At 56.3% G+C, this 21,167-nt stretch carries 12 protein-coding genes and 1 pseudogene; 2 read left to right on the top strand and 11 right to left on the bottom strand.

The features are described 5' to 3' along the window. Nucleotides 1-15: 15 nt before the first annotated feature. The 3 genes from NMB43_RS17290 to NMB43_RS17300 are packed head-to-tail and all read right to left on the bottom strand — an operon-like array spanning nt 16 to nt 4,008. Nucleotides 16-1,905, bottom strand: coding sequence for an ORC-CDC6 family AAA ATPase (locus tag NMB43_RS17290; RefSeq protein ID WP_494349408.1), 1,890 nt, complete (start codon nt 1,903-1,905; stop codon nt 16-18). After that, on the bottom strand, nt 1,902-3,191 hold the full coding sequence (locus tag NMB43_RS17295; RefSeq protein ID WP_494349409.1) for a metallophosphoesterase family protein: 1,290 nt from the start codon (nt 3,189-3,191) through the stop codon (nt 1,902-1,904). The genes NMB43_RS17290 and NMB43_RS17295 overlap by 4 nt, the downstream gene beginning before the upstream one ends. Nucleotides 3,192-3,195: 4 nt before the next feature. After that, complete coding sequence (locus tag NMB43_RS17300; protein WP_494349410.1) at nt 3,196-4,008, bottom strand: DNA adenine methylase; 813 nt, start codon at nt 4,006-4,008, stop codon at nt 3,196-3,198. Nucleotides 4,009-4,214: 206 nt separating this feature from the next. On the opposite strand from NMB43_RS17300, the gene NMB43_RS17305 reads away from it, so the two are divergent. Together NMB43_RS17305 and NMB43_RS17310 are read left to right on the top strand one after the other, a co-directional pair. After that, nucleotides 4,215-5,048 carry a site-specific integrase gene (locus NMB43_RS17305; RefSeq protein ID WP_494349411.1) on the top strand — a complete coding sequence of 278 codons (834 nt, stop codon included), beginning with the start codon at nt 4,215-4,217 and terminating at the stop codon, nt 5,046-5,048. A 499-nt stretch (nt 5,049-5,547) separates the two neighbouring features. After that, nucleotides 5,548-6,972: a hypothetical protein gene (locus tag NMB43_RS17310; protein ID WP_494349412.1), complete on the top strand. Its 1,425-nt coding sequence runs from the start codon at nt 5,548-5,550 to the stop codon at nt 6,970-6,972. A 107-nt stretch (nt 6,973-7,079) separates the two neighbouring features. Here NMB43_RS17310 and NMB43_RS17315 read toward each other — a convergent pair whose 3' ends face one another. The 8 genes and pseudogenes from NMB43_RS17315 to NMB43_RS17350 all read right to left on the bottom strand — a co-directional run bounded on the left by NMB43_RS17315 (nt 7,080) and on the right by NMB43_RS17350 (nt 21,096). Further along, a complete protein-coding gene (locus tag NMB43_RS17315) occupies nt 7,080-10,946 on the bottom strand; it encodes an SIR2 family protein (protein WP_494349413.1) in 3,867 nt (1,288 codons plus the stop codon). Nucleotides 10,947-11,060: 114 nt separating this feature from the next. After that, nucleotides 11,061-11,552: a thermonuclease family protein gene (locus NMB43_RS17320; RefSeq protein ID WP_494349414.1), complete on the bottom strand. Its 492-nt coding sequence runs from the start codon at nt 11,550-11,552 to the stop codon at nt 11,061-11,063. Continuing rightward, entirely contained in the window at nt 11,536-12,483 is a 948-nt protein-coding gene (locus tag NMB43_RS17325; protein ID WP_494352182.1) for a site-specific integrase, read from the bottom strand. The genes NMB43_RS17320 and NMB43_RS17325 overlap by 17 nt, the downstream gene beginning before the upstream one ends. Before the next feature lie 276 nt (nt 12,484-12,759). Continuing rightward, nucleotides 12,760-13,191 (bottom strand): annotated as a pseudogene (locus NMB43_RS17330) (TniQ family protein); the annotation flags it as partial. Between the two features lie 52 nt (nt 13,192-13,243). Beyond that, the gene (locus tag NMB43_RS17335) at nt 13,244-16,972 is read right to left on the bottom strand and encodes an NACHT domain-containing protein (protein ID WP_494349415.1); all 3,729 of its coding nucleotides are present in this window, start codon (nt 16,970-16,972) and stop codon (nt 13,244-13,246) included. An 803-nt stretch (nt 16,973-17,775) separates the two neighbouring features. Then, complete coding sequence (locus NMB43_RS17340) at nt 17,776-18,669, bottom strand: TniB family NTP-binding protein (RefSeq protein ID WP_494349416.1); 894 nt, start codon at nt 18,667-18,669, stop codon at nt 17,776-17,778. Further along, on the bottom strand, nt 18,666-20,558 hold the full coding sequence (locus NMB43_RS17345) for a transposase (RefSeq protein ID WP_494349417.1): 1,893 nt from the start codon (nt 20,556-20,558) through the stop codon (nt 18,666-18,668). The genes NMB43_RS17340 and NMB43_RS17345 overlap by 4 nt, the downstream gene beginning before the upstream one ends. Next, complete coding sequence (locus tag NMB43_RS17350; protein WP_494349418.1) at nt 20,548-21,096, bottom strand: Tn7 transposase TnsA N-terminal domain-containing protein; 549 nt, start codon at nt 21,094-21,096, stop codon at nt 20,548-20,550. The genes NMB43_RS17345 and NMB43_RS17350 overlap by 11 nt, the downstream gene beginning before the upstream one ends. Nucleotides 21,097-21,167: the final 71 nt, after the last annotated feature.

Genomic DNA, 21,167 nt, shown 5'->3' on the forward strand with positions numbered 1-21,167 from the left:
AAAATTCGGAAACCACTAGTCCCATGACAGTGTCCCCTGCGCAGGAGCAGCTTCCTGTTCGGAAATCGGAGCGGCCTTGGACAATACGGTTCTCAAACTAACTTCCTTTGACATTTTCAGAGGAAGTTTGAACTCGGGGGCAAGAAGGTATGCAAGCCGAAAGCGCTTCTTCCGGAGCGAAGAGTATCCACCTAAACCGTCGGGCTTCTCGTAGCAAACTACGGCACCGTGATTGATTGCGAGCCTCAGGGCATTCTCTACGTCTTCTTCGATATCCGCGTCCACCACAAAAGACAAAGGTGGATCCTCAACGAAGGTGTCGAGCACCAATCGATTGTGGAAGTACGTGCCAATCTTTTCGAGGGTATCGAACACTGGGAGCGAAGCCCCTAAACCACGGAACTGCCCCGTCGCAGATGCACGCAAGATTTCTGCGAACGCTTGGGACAGCCCTGAGAGTTGTTCTTGCTGAGTGACAACCGATACGGGAAGCTTTACCCGGTCATGCGCTGCGCGGTCAGAGGGCAAATTCGCAGTGATGGCATTGATGATCCCAATTAACCAGCGTGGATTGCCTTCGCTTATTGCGCAAATGGCGGCCCATCCGCTATACCCTGATTTGAAGGGCTTGCGACCTCTTTTCTTTCCCGGCTTCCATCCCTTGTAGGCATTTCTAAACGCTACTACCGGAGCGATCTTACGAATCGTGTTTCCGTTAGGAGCCGCAGGTGATGGATCGAGGCTCCTGGGGTCAATTTCTTTCTTTCTGAGAAAGTACGCGAACGTCTCATCTTTATCAGCCAGTTGCAAGAACTCTTTCTCCCAAAGCGCGCCCCGTCCATACGAGGACGGGACGGCAGAGCCCTCTCCCATTTCATCTACAATCGCATAGCCAGTAATACCAAATACATCTTCTGGCGAAGCGTCGGCTGGAATGTTTTCCCATGTCGACTTACGGGATGCAAAAATCTGATTGCAGAACTCTTGAGACTCCGTCTTTTTCAGATACCACAGTTCTACCTGTTTGTAGTCGTTATAGTGAGTGGGGCTTGTTGCTTCATTGAGGTCGAGCAGGGTATGAGGGCCGCACGGAGCTAGCGCAACCTTGAAGAGCACTTTTCCTGGAGATGCACGTAACGCAGTTAGCACCTCCACTTGAAGATGTACTGGTGCAACTTCAAACTCATCAAGCAACAATCCCCACAGGCCTTCCTCCTCACCGATGACGGTGTTAAAGAGCGAGACGGCCGCACTAACCGATTCGACCAGCGGAAGGCCAATATAGGGCATCCGAGAAGAAATTTCGGTCGGCTTCACCCCAGGCGTGGCTGCAATCAAATTGGCCTGCTGCTTTATGTCGAGAAGTCGGAGGCCTAAGGCATTGGCCAACCCCTGCAGGGAAAGTGATCGCGTCGTCAGCTTCCATAGTTCAGCGATTTCCTGAATTGCGCGCTCGAACTTCTCCGCCGGACACTGAGCTAGGCGAAAATTTGGCTCGCCTCCTTGTATGGAGGAAGTATTCAAACGCCCTTGCATAGCCATGACAGTTGATTGCAAGACGTTGGTCACGAAGGCTGATGCGGAAATTAGATTCGTCGTGCCTTCATCAAACGAGGTCGACAACGACCTTACCATTTCGCCCCATGCAATATCGGACGGCACATAGATGCCGGTGTATGAAATGCCCTTTCGGTAATCACTGGCCTCCGGCCCATCCCATGCTCTGAGCGCCTCAACAGTCAGCATCTTCATCAGCGTTGTTTTGCCACTCCCGCGGGGACCGATGAGCAGTGCATTCCACTTTCCGGCAAGTAGCGCAAACTTGTTGGACGGGACGAAGGTTGACGCCACTTCCCGGAAGGTCATGGCTTTTGCATTGAAGGGATCTAAAAAATTCGTACTCACAATGCGCCCTTCGCGAGAAGCAGCCAGTTCTTCTTCCTGGGATCGGGCTCCACGACGATTCCGTGGTTGCGCCGAAGTGATGCCTCGATGAGAGGATAGTCGGAAGGAATGATGTACCTGAGATCAGGCATATCATCCTTCAAGTCATCCCACCGAATTGGCAGTCTGTTAGCGGTCAAGGTTGCGATCTCTGCAGCGATCTCTCCAGGCGATCGCCGGTATCCGAACCCACAGCCATCGAAAATTCCACCGTCCTTTCGGTCGGCTGGCTGGTAACCGCTACCGCTGAACCAGTCCCACGCCCGGACTTGACCCCGCAAGTCCTCCCCCATGGACTCCAGCTCTACTATGTAAAACTGGTTCCTGAACCCACTACCTGTCTCCGTAAGCGTGGCGCCGAGGCTAGCGGCGGAAAAAATTACCGGTGAGCGCCCCCCTCCCAAGGCATAAGCCACATGTCCGTGATGCTTATGGCCGTGAAGAACTAGCCAAGCTCCGTGCTCTTCAAGCACCCCCAGCATTTCTCCGCCTCCGGAGATGAAATCGTAATTGTTCTGGTTGAAGTAGCCATGTGAGCTCGGAGGATGGTGGCATACCAGCATGTTGAGCCTAGGCTCGCCAGACTCCTTTAGGGCGCCACTCAGGGCCCTCTTTACGGACTGAGGGAAAGCCCCCTTCTCGTAGTCACAGCTGTCTTGTGTGTGCTCACAACAGCTGTCTAGGATGACAAGGCGATACTTCGGAGTGGAGATCAGAACTACGCCGCTTCCAAAGTATTTTGTTCGCAGGTCGTCGGCCTTCAAACCCGTCACGCCGGCTTGATCCACCAACGGATAGGGCGGCTCCAGGTTTTTCAGGTTCTCGTTCAGCCCGCGAGAGTTGCCCAAAGACCGGACCACATTTTCCATGACCTCCCTAGCTTGGCTACGAGACCTCACATCATGGTTACCCGTTGTGCATGCAAGCACTTCCGCCCCCATCAACTGCGCCAACTCGTTGAGGTATCTCCAGCCGATATCTAGGGCAGGCAGGTCCCCTCCAGAGCTGAGATCTCCGACGCAAATGACTAGATCCGCCTTCAGATCCCCGCCGGCGGAGACCAACTCCTTTAGTGACGCCCAAGGGTGCTGTTGCGCATGCGGCGGGACAAATTTTCCCTCCGCATCAAATTTCAGGTGCGAGATTTTGGCCAGATCATGGTTGACCTGTACAAAGTGCGGATCTCCAATGACAGCAATCCGAAGCACACTTTTTTGTGATGAAGGAACGGCCCCGTCGATCGGCATCGAATTACTGATCTGGTCTGTCGAAGACCCAATCATAATTCGAAACGAGTATTTCTTTGGCACTGCGCCGCGCGGACGTGAAACCAGCAACGTTGCGGGCTACGTTCAGTTTTTTAACACGCCACCCGGAGAGCCGTTGCACCATGCGGCGCGATGGCGAGTAGGAAAGCAGCACCTTTGCTCCACGGTCCGAGGCAGCAATGACAGCATCAACCAACCGGTCTTCATCGTTTTCTCTGAACGTACCCATGCCGTACTCACCTCGATCTCGCTTTCCATCCAAGCTGTACGGCGGATCGAGGTACAGGAAATCCCCAGCGCCAGCCTGGGAAACAACGGATTCGAAGTCCCCGCAGAACAGTGCTGCGTTGGCTAGCTTCTCCGAGAACGCAAAGAAGACTTCAAGGTCCGGCACAAAGAGATGGCCTTTCCCTCTTGCAACATTGAACTGGCCCTGCCTGTTTGTGCGGTAAACACCATTGAAGCAAAATCGATTGAGGTACACAAACCGAGCAGCCCGATCGAGCTTGCCCATGCGGGACGAGTCCAGGGCGCGCAGCTCATAGTAGTAGTCGGGCGCCACGCTCATCGCCGCCACCTTGGCCCAAACCCGCTTCGGATGCCTTTTGACCGTCTCGTAAGTTTCAATGAGATCCGGATTGATGTCACCCAGCAGTGCCGGCGTATCGGCCAAGCGCAGATACAAGACGGCCGAGCCGGCAAAGGGCTCGACGTACCTGTCATAGCCAACCGGGGTCGCCGCCACGAGCGTTGGAAGAAGCTTCTTCTTGCTGCCCGCCCAGCGCAGAATTGGCATGGTCATCTTGCACCTTTCTATCCCTTGTTACGCCGCTTTGCAAATTCCTTCACTTCCAATTATAGTCTTACCAAAGATTATGTAAATAATTTTTGATAATGACAACCCTTACTGACGTCTGTGTTGCGTGGATAGACTCGCAACCTCACTTGGCCCCCGCGACTCGCACGAGCTATCGAGGCGAAGTTGACCGCTTTGCTCAGTACATGGCCGCCAAGTTCGAACTTCTCACCACGGAATCTCTGTGCTCAGACCACTGGGAGAGCTATATCGTCGCCATCCGACGTCCGCGTAAGTTGATAAACACACGGCGCCGGAGCGTTCTCGCAAACTCCAGCGCCGTACAGGCAATGCGGATCTGCCGCCACTTCCTTATCTGGTGTGCGGAACACGGGCACATAGACTGGTGGCCACCTAGGATTGTCGCGCCGGCCAAGACTAAGGCAACGGATAAAAAAACTGGTTTGGGCGATATGCCTCTGGCACTTCGCCGTGCTCTATCAGGGGTCCAGCAGCCTTCATCTCTGGAGGATGCTCGCGCATTGATCGCAATCAATCTCGCATACTGGGGCGCGCTGGACGTTGCGAGCCTCTCGACTCTAAAGGCAAAGCACGTGCTGGCCTCAAGGAAGTCAAGGCTGAGATTGCAACTCGATGCGCGCGAAGTCCACCTACCTCCTCATGTACTGCAACTATGGCTTCAGTATCAGAACTTTCGGAAGGAAATTAGCGGAAGGAGTGTCGGCAAGGATTCACCGCTTCTTAGCCACCTGGACGCGAATTCAGCAGTTCGCCCGTGGTCGATTTGGTCAATGGTGAAAGCATGGCAGAAGAAGAACGGGATCGCGGAACCCTTCACTCCTCGACTGTTGCGCTCCGCATTTTTAGCTGCCGCCGAATCAACGGAAAGCTTCGGGTTGGCGGCAACAGCTGCCCATGCGGGCAACGCAGTGTGCAGGGTGAAAGCCGCGGATGACGATATCGGAAGGCAGATGCGGAGAATTCAGCATCTTCAACGTGAACGACTGGCGGCTCAGTAACGTCCGTCGCAACTGAGGTCACATTCCATCTCGCGCTCCCTCGCCGAAAGTGTCGCCCCTTCGGAGGCAGTCCAAACCCATATCAGGGATCTAGGAAACCGAGCACGTACATTTAGCAGACGCCTAGCGAAGCACTCGCAGTACAGTCCAACGCATTCCTTGATGTGACCGACACCTGCCACTAGCGACTGTTAGCACACTCTGGGAGAAGGTGAATGTGTGCCGAACTGGTGTAGTCAGATCACAACGGTTTGGCAACGTCATTCCTGAACAGATTGGTTGGATTCCGTTCGTCTTACACATCAACATGACTTCATGGCTCCAGCTGAAACAATCACCTCTGCACCTGACCTCGCCAATCCTCCCCAGTGGGCAATGGGCGGTGTGCTGGCACGGGCACATTACTTACCCAAACCGAGATCATCGGTACAGCCAGCCATCGATTGAGTTGCTGTTTGAGTCTATAACGCCTGAAGGAGACAGCTCGCCACGACGCCGAATGGTCCGCTTGATTCCCATAGGCTTTCTCGGCCAGCTCCCTCTCGGATCCATCTGGTCAGACGGAAAACTGCTCGGCACCACCACCTCAGAAGTGGTGAGCATCACGATCGATGTTTCACCCGAGTCGTGCAAGCTACTGAAGGCCGGCAGTCCAGCACCCCCCGAAGATCCGCAATCGGGCCATCTCCTGCCATTCGACGCATTCGACAAACATCGCGGCCACACAGGAGCCTACTGCGCCGTTGTTCGCAGCACCGACGACAGTAGTGACATTGTCATACCTTGCGTAGAGCTGTTTCGCACGTACTTTGGATCTTCATCGAGCCTACTGAGCCGAGTCGTAGCCGGTGCGAAGGAAGACAAGTTCTACGTGAGCCGAGGCGTTGGTGACGATGGCGCATCCTTTGTTCGACTCGCACCAGGCCTAGCCAAGGCATCAGGTGCGGACGTAGCCCGAATTGCATTCGACCCCATCGCAGCGCGAGCGGCCTACGGAGTTGCAAAACACCTGGTCGCACAGAGTGTGAAGGGCGAAAAGCCATACATCCTCATGTCATTCCCGTTCGAAGGTCAAACCACCCTTCAAGTCTCAGGCGAGTGGATCACCGCGAATGGGCAGAGAAGATTGCTCGTCCACCAAATCCATAGCTGCTCACACCCTTTCCCGTTTAAGGCCTTAAGAGTGCAAACCTCGCGCCCCTTGAAGCAAGAGGCAACCACCGACGAATCGCCCGGACAAAAGGGGAAGGACGCCAAGCGCATGATACGCAAGAACACCAGCAAGGAGTTCGTAACCGAGGAGCCACGGAAGCGAGCCTGGCCTAGCGCAGTCGCCGCCATTGATCGTCAGCGCTTCCCAGACCTTGCAGACAAGCAGACGGATTACGTTGGTGAACGAACTGTAGCGGTGAAAGAAGACGTGCTCCACGGCAAACCCACTGAAACGGCACGGAGCGTAGGCGAAGAGGGCGAAGGAGTCTCATCCGGTCCCACCCATGTAGAAATTGAGACAGGTGAGTCTCGCCCAAACCCACCCGCCTTCCGGCTTCAGTACATTCGCACCGCACTCATAGAAAGCCTCGCGGCTGAGGGGAATGCCGCCCACGTCACCTGGCTTAAGATGAAAGATGAGAAGGTCTCGCAGACAATCGGGATTGCCACTTGGATCGATCGTAGGGTGGTCGTGTTTATCAGGCTCAAGTCCACCAGAGGAATCATCCGGTCTACCGCCAGAAAGCGAGACGAACCCTTCGATTTGACGCTCAAGCGGATTGTGGCCGACGACTACGCTTACCATGCATTTGTCACGCCGGCGGACGACGTTATCAGCAAGCTGAAAGCAGCGCTCGCCGCAGCTGACTCATTGCAGAACTGTGTGGAACGCGAGAAGTTGATTGCAAGTTACGATACGGACGAGTCGTAAAGCTGGCACTACCAATGTCCCCGCTCAAGAAATTGCCTCTGAAACGAGAGTCATCTACGGCGAGGAGAGCTGCAGCCATTAACTGCGTATCCCACTAACCGTGACTTCTATCGACTCTCGGCTTCATCAGCCGCACGCTTGAAACGCCCAAGACGCACCTCAGGCAAAGGGTCGGCATCAGCAGCATCCAGCCAACGTTGCGCCCCTGGAACATCGGCCTTTGTGGCGCAAATCATGGTGTAAGCCAACTGGAACATCTTGAATCTAAGGTTGGGTAGCACCTCATCAGGCATAGCGTCCGCAGACCGCTGCCTATCGTAGGCAAGCCTGCTTATTAGAGTCTCCATCGCAATGTTCAGCAGGGTTAGAGATGTTTGGTCAAAGTGGCGGCGCCATACGGAAGATGGCAGATGCGACAACACATCCATTGCTTGATCCATGCACGTCGGACTTTGAGCGAACACGCAAGCCACAAGCGTGTCAAACAACATCTTTGCGGCCGCATGGAACCGAGAATCCTCTTCGGTGAGCAAGCGGTAACTTGCATGCGCAGCCCGCCAACGTGTTTTCTCATTACCCTCTACAAGTCCCCCAATGAGCGACTTCAGATCACCCTCAAGAGCCTGCGCAGAACGCAGGTCATTGCGAATTAGCACCAGGCCCAGGTGATAACGTGGAATTCTGAAAGCCAGAATCCGGTTATTTAGCATCTCGATCTTGCTTAGAAGCACCCTAACGCGCGCAGAGCGCGGTCGTTCTGCGAGCAGATTGACACATTCCACGAGTATGTCGTCGAGATACCGGATGGATTTGAATACTTCGTCGTGCACTTGCGGGTCCGCCAGATCGAGAACCAAATCCTCCAACTGCGCATCAAGCCACTCGTTTACCACGTTGAGAAGTTTTCCGATCTGAAGCAGGGTCGGGTTCGCTTTGGTGATCGCGTATCTGATCGCACCCAGTGTGGTTTCCAAGCCACCAATGTCATAGCTACGTCCTGTCCCCAACGTCAAGCTCATGTAGCCCCCAGAGTTCAAGGGACGCAAGGGCCGCGCCAGTATTCGGTCCAGCATCAATGATGACGCGTTGAGTTTTGGGCAGGGCCAAGAAAGCGTTGCCGAAGGATAGTACCCGGGGATGGTAGGCCACTGGCGAGGCTCCATATTTTCCCAGAGCAACTCGCCAACCTCAGACTGGTCGGCGTCATCAAGGATGCCCTTATCGCAAAGATCCATGAGATGTCGCCAAATTTGCTGGGAGTCCTTTGCATTGGGCTGCCCACGCAGTTGCTGAATCAATCGTTGAGTGATTTGGCGCCACTCGGCACTCGATTGCTGACCAGAGTCTGGATCCCAGTGCTCCATGAGGCTTTTCAGATTCAACCATTGGGAAACTTTGTGCTCTCCCGCTTGGGAAGCATAAGTGACAGGCGGTAACGTCAAGCTAACCGCCTGAAGCATCAAGGCTGATTGGGCCTGTCCTGGTAATGCCTCCAGTATGCGCCCTAGGGCCATAGTCAGCGGTGCCCACAACGCTGACTCCGCGCGCACGGCGGTGGTGCGGTGCAACTCAAGCAGCTGCGCACCCCACCGCTCAAGAACATCCTCGCTTTCTACGCGAATCACCAAGCGGCTTAGAACTTTTAGCAAAAAAGGAATACGTGACAGTGGACGAGTGGGAACTCTCGCTCCGTCGAACTCAGCACAGATTTGCCTCACAAATTCCGCACACAGTTCTGTTGCCGACTCTGCGTTAAAGTAGGCAATCTCATGACGCGCAAGCCAGCCGGAGCGATGCGGCGGCAAGGAACGGTCTCTTGGTTCTAGTGCTTTTTCACGATGTACGCGAAGCAACAAACCGATGGATCGTTCTGGCGTGTCAGCAAACCGCGACCACCAAGCTGCCTGCAACATCTGCTCAACAAAAAACAAAACATTCCTTGTCTGCGGAAGAAGTCCCGTGCGCTCAACCAGTTCAAGCCACGACAGACTGGCCGCGATCTTGTCTTGCAGCTCACGCGGCAGCGCCAGACGGAAGCGCGATGAGTTGGCTCCTAGATCGAAGCCGTTCAATTGGCTGTCGTCCGGTTGCAGGGGCAGGGCTTCCGCATTTAGCTCAGCCTTGAGTGCCTCAAGCTCTTGATCCGCTGAGTATCCCCGGGCGCCCAGCACATTCAGCCGGAGCTCAAAGTCTTCACCGCATTCCTTGTCTTCTCCGGCTTCTGGTTGTGTCGGCGGGAACAGCCTGGAATAACGGGATTCGAACTCCAACGCACGCTGGACGTTACGCGCTATGAGGCAAGCCCAAGCCTCCTTTGAAATTAATGCAGGATCTTCGGGGCGCGAACGCTGTTGTCGACGAAGCACCTGGATAGCCTGTTCGAGTACTTGCAAGGCGCCGACTGTCTCACCGATCTCCGCCAGCAAAGATCCTCGAAGTACTTGAACATACGCATCCGACCCTTTTGGGCGCCAGGCCGAGATCTGTTGAAGCGCGCTTGGTTGGTCACAGCTTTGCAGGAGCCGCAGAATGTGCTCGTAGACCAAACGGTCTTGAACGACAATGTCATCCTTCGCAAGAGATTGTAGTCGCGCCCGAATTTCCTCATAGGCTGGCGTGCGATGCCCCTGCCGAGCCCAGGTCAGCAGTGCGAGTCCTGCGCCAATCAGTGTGCTTGGCACTGTCGTTGAACCGGCGGCGCCTACTGCGGAGGACAGAAACACTTCTTCGTCCGGAGTCATCTGGACAGGAGCTTCTACGCTATAAGCCAAAAACGCCGCACGACCTAGTTCTGCGACGTCATCGCTCCATGGCTTCAGCATCACGTTCTGCGCCCAGCCGTAAAGCTCCACAACTGACAGAATTACGGATGACGGCCGCTGTGCAAGCACGCCGAGGAGGGTCTTGTTGTGCAGCCAGCCATCTAGCCATTCGGCGGTTCTAGAGAATCTGACCCTTATCTTGTGTGGCGCCACAAGCCAGCCTGGGTACGACTGACGATATGCACTGATCAACGGCAGGTGCTTCATGAAACTGGCGAACTGATGCTCGCTGTCGGCACCTTGCTGCCAGTGCGCCTGTTGGGGGAGCGAATAATCTCCCCAGTCCAGAGGCGAATCGGCCAGCGGTCTGGCCAACTCGGAGAAAAGCGCATGGTAGCGTGCTTGATAGTCGCTTACCTCCACGCCATCAGGGGTCGGCAAAACTACAGGCACTACGCCACGCGCCTCGTAGAGCTTACGCTCACCAAGCGTCGGTTCTTGTGCGAGGAATAAGTAGACCGGCAGTGCGTGCTTATCGAGCATGTCACGAACCCAGCCGAGCCAATGCAGAAAATTTGGATCATCACCGGAGAAGCCAATGAGGCAGAAAATGTTCTCCAACAAGGATTGACGTACCAGGTTTACGAAGGGCGCGAAGCGTTCGGGATAGGTTCGATACTCCTCTTCAGTCAGGATAAAGGGGCGGTGTGACGGAAACGAGCCGTGTAGCTTCACGATTCGCCGGCGTCCCAACACCTTCGACTGCGGGATGTCCTCGCGGGCACACACGGTGAAGTACGACGCATCAAACAGACGCTCTGCGGCCCGCTCCAACAATGTGTCGTAGTTGGTGGTGAAAACCTCCGACCATGGGAGCTCCAGCAGCAAGGTGTGCAGCCGCCCGGGAGTCACTTGGTCATCAGGAACGCACCGCTTAATAAGCTGTTCCAGATGTATCGGGGAAAAGACGCTTGCATACTGCTCAGCCAATTGCGACGCCGCGGCCGGGGTAAATCCCTCAGGTGGCCGTTCTGGATCGAGCTCGGTAGCCAATGCCTCTGACAGCTGACGCCAAGTAGCAAGGTTATGCCCGCCTTCAGCATTTCGGCTGAAGCCCGCTCCCACCATCACGGCTGCATTGCGATTGGCAAGCGCCTTGCGAATAGCCAGGAAGTGCACTTGGGCTTCGGTCTTAAATGTTCCGATTGTCATCGCCTTAGGGTCCTCTCCCTTTCCGTACTCCGGGCCTATCGCTTGACAGTGGCATTTGGGTGACACCACAGCCAGCAAGGTGGTCAACGCTGTCCGCTACAAATAGTAGCGTCATCACCGCTGACGTCTGAACTCCCAGGGAGGAGTCTGCGCTGGATTCGCCCATAGACCACGCCTAGACTCACGCGCCTGCATCTCTGCGCGAGCATATGTTTGCCGATCATCTGATACCTGCTCATGCGCATACTGCTTGTAGTGCCAAGCGAGTCCTGCACGCACCTGCATCAGGTTTGCATCCTCCCCATCGACCAGCACTTTGCCCACTTCCCGACGATATCGATCCGTCTTGTACGTCTCCACGACAACCGACTTCTGGAACACGAGCTGGGAGAGACTCTGTTTGGACGCGGCACCGAACGCCTGTCCTTTCTCCGGCGCGTCGATGCCCGCGAGCCTCACGCGGTGCCGCACGTTTGCGTGATCAAGAACCGTGATCGTGTCTCCGTCGGCAATCCCGACAACCTTGCCGGTATACGTCTCGGCAAAAGCGAGCCAACCCCAGGTCGCAAGCATCCACACGGCCAGTGTCTTAAGCAACGTTCGCATGACCAATTCCATAGGCCTCCAGACTCACCAGCGTGAGCCCCTTTCGAGGTAGACCTGCCAAGTCCAAAGCTCGCCGAAAACGAGCAACCCATGCCGGGCGATCAATCCCTTCTCCAAACACTCCCAGAAAGAATGCGTTGGTCTTCTCAGCACGCTTCCCCAGAAGGCCGGGTCGCACATCGCGCATGTACGACAACAGCAACCAACGACGACGCCTGTCGTTCGGCCCATCCGCCTTCACGTCCTTCGCAGACTGCACTGCCTCCGAGGTTGTCAGCCCCACCACTCGATCAACAGACCAACCCGTGATCGCAAGCAACTCAAACATCACTCGGTCTCTCTCCAAGATCAATCGCCGCATCGATCCCTTCTCCAAAGATCTGATCTTCACCGTCAGCGCCTCCAGCAGTTGCCGAACCTCGGGTGCCTCCATCGGTCGCGCGCCTGCACGTCGCCAAGCATCACTGGCCTGCCTGTCTGTGTAGGCCCCCATCAGTCGGTTCAGCGTCTTCACGGAGGGTTGCTCACCTCGTGCGACCAGGTAGTCAGCCGCATGAGCAACTTCAGCAGCAGAACGACTCGTCCACTTTCCGTTCAGTTGTGTTTCCAGCACCTCATGGAACCAGTAGGGTGCTTCGTCAAAGTCTCGTAGCAGTTGCGTCCGCTTGACCTTCGCTGTCGCGCACAGCCGTACGAATCTATCTGGCCACTCAGACAGCAACCATATCGATGCCAACAGCATGGAGTGCCTGGCTTTGACGTCCAGCGCGTCTATGAGATGCGCTTCACTCGGCGGGGGCAACGGAATCTCTTTCCGGATCTCGGCTAGGAGCCTCGACCGAACGACGCTTCGATGCCCATGCACCAGTAGCTCAGCAACCTCATACAGGACGTCCAGGAAGAGGTGTCCGTAAGAGTGGAGCTGATCCACGGCCACCGCCACTCCATCGTTCGCAAACGTTAGCAGCGAGCGAAGGGAAACTATTGGCTTCCACTCAAAGCAATCTGGCTGGATTGCCGGCGCCCTCCGCAGATCAGCGCTGCAGCACCAACAGTGAACGGCTCCTTCATGAAGCAACGGCCGTCCTCTACCTATGTCGCTCCGGAAGAACACCACTGGAGCCCCGCACGCGTGACATCGATCATGCAACAGGCAACCGTGGTCAGGGCATATAGTCGCCAAGGAAAGCCGCCAGAGTCGTCTGTAGTAGGGCTCGGCATCGAAGAAAAGACAGAGTGGGCAGAACTGCTGTCCGTATCCACGTCGCGTTCGATGGTAGATGCCAAGTGGAAGTATCCACTTGTTGTTTCCCTTTTCGTTGTGATGCTCGAACAGCAGGCCTTCGTACGACTTTAGTGTTGTCGCATAGACCTTTGCTTCACTCAGCCCCGTCGATGACGCAAGTCGATTCAAGAGCGTTGTTGGTGCACACCGATCAATGTCGCGATTCCATATCTGAGTTTTCTTACCCAGCGCGGCTTCGGAGAATGAATGCACTCTCAGACCATGTGCATGCGCCAATCGATACAGCCACGAGCTCAGCAACTCGTCCGGCTTGGGACGCAGGTGAATCGTCCATAGCAGTGCAGTCTCCGTCTTCATGCCTCCACGAACGACCCATCGGCTTAGTATGCGCATCAGCCACTCAGCTGCGGTACGACTCCGAGTTAAGACTGAACAACATTACCTGTCAGTACAGATCCTCTTCCACCGTCGATACGTTCAGGATCGGCCATCGCGCGCCAGAAGCGAAGTCCGGATGACGCGGCTCGCCCTCGGGCAACCCGTGCAAATCTCTGATCGCATCAATCCTGCGAAGGCATCGCGCTGCAACGTCAGAAGGCCCCCCGTCGGAGCACATCGCCAGGAGACTTCGCCGCAGTTCAACGACGGGCGAAGGCAAAACCTCGAAGGCCCCCGCCCAATCTCTCGATGGGACACGCTTAGTCACAACATGCTCGACAACGCGAGAATTCGCGAAACCTTGGTGTGCAATCAGCTCGGCTTGTACCAGCAGCAGGAGCCCCGGTACGTCGGGACACTCGGATACCGCTTCTGCAAGAAGCGCCAAACCCGGTGTTACAGGACCATCTGCCAGCAGCGCATAGACCTGTGTGCGAACTTCTGCGTGCGCCTCTAATAGCCTAGACAGTTCGCGTGCGAGAAGCCGACGGTCGGACTCTGTCCTAGAAAAAACACCTCGCGCAGCAAGGCAGATCAATTGATGGGCAATATCCAGAGAGTCTAATGCTTGCCGAAAGACTACACGGTGCCAGCCGTGATAACCATAAAACTCTGGGGCCAGCTCTGCCAATCTCAACAGACAGAGCCCCCCCTCTTTGCTGCTTAAGGCCTCGCATGCCAGCAGAACATCGTCCCATATACGTCGATGCTTGAATGGGTCGGGCAGTGTGGTCAGCAACTCTAAGCCCAGCAGCGGCTTCTCCGTGAAAGGCAAGAGTTGGAGCCAACGTCTAAGTTCGGATCCGTCGTCCAGAATGAAAGCCGGCGATTGCGCACCCGCTGCCTCCTGCGTTTCAGTGATGCCGCGAGTAACCTCATCGAGCGAGATAGTCTCGCCAGAGAGACAAAGGTTCATCAGCAATGTGTAGCGATCACGTCGTGGCGCGAGTGCAAGAAGTTGTGTAACCACATCGCGCCAGCCACCATGAGGCAGCCGAACAGCTATTGAGCCAAGAGCAACGGCAAGCCGCTGCTCATCTTCGCCGGCCTCTTCGAGCAACCTCACAACTACCGCAAAAACAGCGTCGGCCTCCTCACACGTTTCATTTGGTTTGGCAAGGAGCATTGCCCGTCGCATAGCCACGCCTGCGAACCCAGATCGGCCGAATAAGCGAGGCTCGATAGGTTGTGGCTCGTTTGCGAGCCTCCACCATTCGACCAATACACCGACGGCCTCTTCCCCAAAGTGCTGATCGGCAAGATAGTCATACAGGACAGACCGCGTGATCGATGGCTCTAAGGCGCGAAAGGCGCGTGCGTACTCATGCGTATGAAGCGTTCTCGCCTCATCTGTTGCATCGCCGGGACTCCATCTCTTAGCCTCCGCCTCCATTCGGAACGCTCTAAAGCGTTGAAGCTCATCATCGAGCAATGTCCGAAGCACCGGCAATAGTCGGCCAGACGGAGCGCAGGCAGCGAGAAGTGCCAAGCTCGCCGTTTGCTCTCGGGTTGCATCACCGGAGGCCAGCATTCGCGATGCCCATTGTTCAACTAGATCGACAACGGCATCGCGTACGCCATCGTTGAAGGGCCGATCATGAGTCGATGACTGGTGTCCACGACATTGCACTAACACCCGCGCCATCAGCGCCATCTCAGAAACCAATGCCTGCGAGGACCGTGCCTTGATGGCCTCAAGGACACTGAGGGCAGGTGCAAGTGCCAACCTTCCTTTTAAGCCATGGAATAGATTGTTAACCTCCTCATTCCACACCTCCCCAACCTTACGTCTTGGTGCAAGGTCAAAAAGTTTGTCCAGAAGGACCGCTGCCGAATGCGGTCCAAGTACCGACGCGGCAATAGACGCACGCTCGCAGTACTTTCCAGCATTCTCCTGTGCGATCTCCAGAAGCAGTTCATCATCAATCACTAAACCTGCACTGGACACGAGCTGCGCTGTGTGATGGAAGAGTGATCGCCCTTTGAGAACACGCTCTATGAGGGCGCTGACTACAACGGAGGGATATTGCACCCAAAGCTCGTCGACGAGCGACCCAACTTCTCGTTCATCGGACCCGATCTCGATCGTAGATAACAAATCGAACACTGGTCGCTCTAGCGCTTCATCATGCACAGCACGAGCGATGCGGTGGAGTTTGTCGCTGTTTGTTTCCTTTTCAGCTATTCGCAGCCGGGCCTGGATAAGGAGTTCACGACACTGAGGGTCCGCAATGTCTTCGTCATCGAGAAGTCGTCGCTGCACGATTCGATCAAGCATACTGCCCGGGGCGGTCCTTAGCATTTGGGCAACATGATGATCCGCACGCCGAAACGAAAGGATACTGATTACGGACATCTGTACATCGGGCTTGGGGTCCACCTGTGCAAGGGTCGTCGCGAGTTGGAGTCCATCAACGTCTCCGTGCGAAGCCATCTCACACAGCAGTATTTTTCGCGGCTCGTCCGGAAGTGCACTGATCAAACTCTCCGCGTCCTGTCCGAATACTGACGGCCGAAGCCGCCGACAGTTGCGTAGGGCCCCAAGACTTGTTTGCTCATCCGCATGCGTTACAAGCGGCCAGATCAAGTCAAGGAACTCCGGTCGACCAGACGTGAGCATGAACCGCAACGCGCGGTCGATCATGCCAGGGGAGTGCCACGCTCTAACGAAGCGCTGTACATCGTTCGCAACAAAAGCCCAGGTTTCCTCTGGAAGCCGATAGACCATTTCGGCTGCGAGCATCGGGTCAACTTCGAGCGCGGCCAGGACAGACCGTCCACAGGCCAATGCAAGCACGCTATCCGAGCTGCTCGCAGTCCGCTCAATCGCAAACAGGATCGCCTCTTCCCAAGCAGGTATATTAAAAATCTCCGCTTGCAGGACATTCAATTCAGTTGGATCGTCGTACGCCCTTCGGATACGGTCCTGGACCACATGTGACGCATACCACTCCTGAAATTGCTGATGCTGGAACGAGTAGCCCGGAGTGTCCCCTGCTCGTAATAAAACGTGATTGCTAACCAGTGTCTCAAGCGCACTGTGCGGCTGGGGCGGTTCCGTCACTTGCCCTTCTGCTAACAGCATCCGTCCCGTCTCAACGACTGATCGACGCGCATCCGCCTCAGAAAGTGCAACCGCAGATACGGACGTTGCTCTGACAGCCAAATCGCACAGGTAGCGATGATGCATGCCGGCCAACGCAGCATGTAATACTTCGGCGTGCTCAGGCACAGTCTCATTTGCCTCCACGAAGCGGCGTAGGAGCTCTTCCTTCGTTGCCGGAAATGCAGAACCGCGGGGAAGTGACAAGAGCACCGTCAGATAAAGGGGAGTCGAGACCAGTTCGCGAACGCCTGGTGTACGCCACGCTTCATCCACAACACGAACGGCTGCCTCCCCATTCATCTCGCGCGCTATTGCTTCCTGCTGTCGAGAGTTGAGAGGAAGAAGATCGGCACGCAGAGCCTCGATGGGAACATCAAGCGACTGTCGGCGCGTCGAGATGATTAAGCCTAGATTAGGGAGCTCAGCCTTTAAGGACACTAACTGGACACGGGCTCGTTGGCGTGCAGCCGCATCAAGTTCATTCCAGCCATCCAACAAGAGAACCACGCCGGGCCTTGCTGCTGCTTTGCGCAGAATATCTTCTGATACCCCGCGAAAAGACGGTCGGTGCAGAATAGATGCCAGCAAGTCCTTTCCGTCCGTTGCCCAATCCCCAAGCGGGATGAACATTGGCACTCCTGCTCCTTCTGTAAGCATTCCCTCCGCAACCTGAAGCAGCACCGTCGTCTTCCCCATGCCTGGAGGTGCGACCAATACCAGGTCGTCATGCGAAACAACAACTTTCGCCAAAGACCTTGTCGTTATCGACTCGTCGTCCCCCTCAATGATTAGTGCGAGCTCAACTGACGAGGCTGGCCATCGCGCCGTTCGGCGAAAAACCTCCATGTCGGCAGCCGCTGCGGCTCGAAGATTTACGACATCGTGACTTATTCTGGACTCAGATAAAGCAGAGCTTGAAAAAACGCGCTGTCGAGACTCCCTTTCTGCCTCCTTCTTCCAGGTACGGAGGAGTTCAGTCGTGAACGTTGGATCGGATGAGTCGATCACTGTCCCATGGGTTCGGCACATCCAAATTCCATTGGTTACCGAGCGCCGTTCTTCCTGAGACATCGTTGCGTCGTAGCGCGGACCGCCGGGTGCGGCGGCACAGATATGGGCAGCAGTGCCCACACTTATGCGTCCTACATCATCCGCAGTAGAGCCCTCAGTTGGTGTGCGGCAACCAGGGAAGCTACATAACCATCCTGCGCGCTGTCCGATCTGGCGCCTGGTGCCCTCCGTGAAATCGTCCCGGTTCTTCGCCACTTACTCTTCACCTGTTATTAGTGCCCCATTCTGGGCTAAGCGTATGTGGCAATGCGCCTCATGACCAAGCCCGCGCACCAAGCGCTTCGGGAGCGGGTTCTGACCCGAGAGCCTTGGTTCGCCAACACGCAAACGATGTACGGCGAGCAACATCAACTTTATCCAGTCTACAAGTTCGGAATTGCCGTATGCCGCTTGCTGGAAGGCACATACCCCGACTTCGCGATCGACTCTCGATCGATGCACTCCTTCCCATTCTTAATCGACCACGTGGCCGCAGCTGTCAGCAGCAGGCTCAGCTCGCCAATCAGCCCCTCGCACTTGCTGTGAATCTCCGCCGCAAAAAGCCTGTCCTGCAAGTTTGATGGCTCCGCGAGCGGGAGTACCCTCTCGAACGAGGCGAGGAGGCGCCTGAAGCCTTCGTTTGCCTCCCAACGAGGGAGGTACTGCGGCTCGAATCGGTTCTTCAGCTGTGGATCACTCTGAAGGACACTCAGCGCGTCTTTTGTTCCTAGCGCGACTATCGGAAGTTTCGCCTCGTTGGAGATCACTCGGATCGCGTTGAGCACCTGCTTCTGTGCCGTTACCGCGCCGGCAAGGAGGTTGTTGATCTCGTCGATGGCCAGAACCTGTGGCTGAACACGCTTAAGGACCTCGATGACCTGCCGCTGCTTCTCAGACGTTTTGGTGCGAGGATTGAAAGGCACCATCAGCTTGTCCAGGATGTTCTCGTACAGGCCGGCCTCGTCGGGACGTGTGAGCTGCGGCACCAGAAGAACCGGTACGTACGCGACCTCTCCCTCTACATTGGGGTCCGACGGATACCTCCGCACGAACTCGTTCACGAGGCTGGATTTGCCGTTGTTGCTGCTCGCCACAACCAACATACATGGCGGGCGCATCGAGCGCGGCCGACCTATCCATGACTTAAGCTTCTCAAGGATTTCCATGGCGGCGGGATACGGGATCCATCGATCCTTCGCCAAGAACTCAAGGCGATCCTTGCTTTGATCCAGCACCACCTCGGCGGCGCTCTCATGGAGATGACTCAGTGCGCTCATGAATCCACCCAAATGTCATCAAACGGCTGAACGTCGTCGGCGCCGGAGTCTTGCGGCTGGTCTGGAGTCACAACAGCCTTGGGGGGTTTTGTCTCCGTCACTTTTTTCTTTCTCGCCCGCTCGTTTTCTGTACGTCGCTGCTGCTGGCGCCGCGCTTTCTTGGTCTTTTCAGTCGCTCGCTCATGGATCTCGCGCGTCTCTGCGATCCCCTCGAAGATGAGCTGCTGATTGATGCTCGACAGTCCTTTTTCCTGCAGGCGCTCCCTGGCCGCACGCGCTTCCCACCTACTGACCCGCGGAAGCGTGAGGTCCCGATATGGTATGACAAAGTAATCGTTAAGTTCCGGATCGAGAAAGTAGATCTCGCTGATGTCTCGATAGTCGACGCGGAAGATGAACTGCCTGCCCTTCTTGGGGTTCTTTGGGTCGGGCGCCTTCACCCATCGCCGCAGTGCATCGTGGTAGTACTCGACGTAGTCGATCACCACTCCGTTCTGCTGGATACTTCTTTCCTCGAACGGCAAGAAATCCAGTCGCAGGCGCTCCGGGTCGCGGATCGGCGCAGGCAGGCCAATGCCTGGTGCGTCATCTCCACCAAGCAAGCCCTCTTGGTACTTCTGGATCGGAGTCGTGCGGATGCCGTGATGCAACTTCTGGTGATACATCTTGACGACGAAAATCGTGAAGGCTTCTTCAAACTCCCTCATCGTCATGACCGCGCGCTTCTCGGAGTCATAGTCGAACTTCTTGGCCACGCTTGAGAAGACCGTCCCACGATGAAGCTGCACCCACCTCATGACGTTCCGGAAGTAGCGCTCAACGTGTCCGCCATAGTGCGGCTGGCCCTTTGGGCGATTCTGCAGCGTGATGCCGTACTGCTCGCAGGCACGCTGCAGCATGGAGCCTCGAAACTCCTTGGCATTGTCTGCATGGATCATCCGCGGAATGCCCCAGCACGGCCATGAGTCAGTGATCCCGAACTGGGCCAACCACTCTTCCTTAGGGAGCATTGCGTGCGACAGGCACGCTCCAGTCGAAAACGCTCCAGGTGGATCTAGTGAGATGTAGAACCCCAGAACCATCCGACTGAACACGTCGATCGCCAGCGTGATGTAGCCGCGTCCGATGGGTTTGCGATCAACTTCGTCAACGAAGATGATGTCCAACGGAGAGTGGTCGATCTGCACTACCGCAAGCGGGTAGTCTGCCCCCGGGAAACTTCCGAACAGCGGCATGTAGGTCTCTCGCGCCACCTTGTGTCCGTACCTTTTTGCCACGACCTCCCTCGGCGGCAAAGCGTTGATCCGCGCCTTTACCGTCAGAGGGTCGGGGGGGCGAAGCCCCTTCTTTGCACACACCGTCTGAATCCACCCCACCAGGGCGGCCAGATCTGGACGCTCCTGGACCAGGTACTCCGTCTTGATTGCTTCCTGCACGATCTGCTCGACTTCGGGATGCAGCCGAGTTCGCCCCTTGTCACTGCGACCGGCACGCACGAGGGACAGCAGTTCTCCGCCGCTCCGCTGGTATGCCCTGATCCAGGCATACAGCGTCACAGTCGACTTGCCGGCCTGCTGGGCCACCTCCAGGACGTCTTTCGACGTTCGCTTGGCCCCGAGCTCCAGGAGTGGCTTGATCAACGCTAGGCGCTCTTTTGCGCGAGCCCAAGCACCTTCCGGGACCACCGCAAGGTCGACGCGGCTACGCGCTCGCTCGTTCGCCTGCGGAGGGGGCAGAGTTGAGACCTCTGAGGCGTGGATGGTTGCCAGCCGGTTTCCATCTAGGAGCCGGAGAAGCAGCGTGTCCGCGGATACCGGTTTGACGATCACCCAGCGCTTCCCTTCAGCAAAGACGATCTTGCCGGGGAACAGGAAACGTTCAGCGATCATCTCTCGCCCCGAATGCTGGACCAATGGAGAGGGCTGCCTTGTTGGTCAAGGGGCGATCAAGGGACGTCCGGAGTCGGAACTCGCTGACCATCGTCCAGATTGCAGGCAGGCAGACCAACCGCTCCGCCGGTGCAGGCGCCAATGCATCCAATACGTTGGCCACGGTGCAACCCTCGTGGTCCGCCACGTAGGTGCCGATCCTGATCTCTAGGTCAGGATCGATGTCGCGGCCGCGGAAGCCGAGCAGAAACTTGGCACTCTCCAGCCGCGGCGTGCGGATGGTCACATCGGTGACGACCTCGAAGTCCCACCCCCGCTCCTGGGCGTAGTTGGCCGCCGCAGCGAACTTGGCTTTGAACTCCTCGCGCTTCTCTTGCAGCTCCGTCTCGTACTTGACCTCACAGAGCCGAGTTGGTGCAACGGGCGCCCCGGATGCACCAATACGGTAAGTGACCAGGTAATCCGGGGTGTAGGGAAAGGTCCTGCCTCGCCACCCGACATACGACACGCAGACCGGCTGGGACACCACGGTATCCACGTCTGGATCGAATGCGCATACAGTGACGAAGTCGCGCTCAAGGGCCGACTCAAAGCCGGCAGCCTGGAAGG

It is taken from the genome of Uliginosibacterium sangjuense, assembly GCF_059132465.1.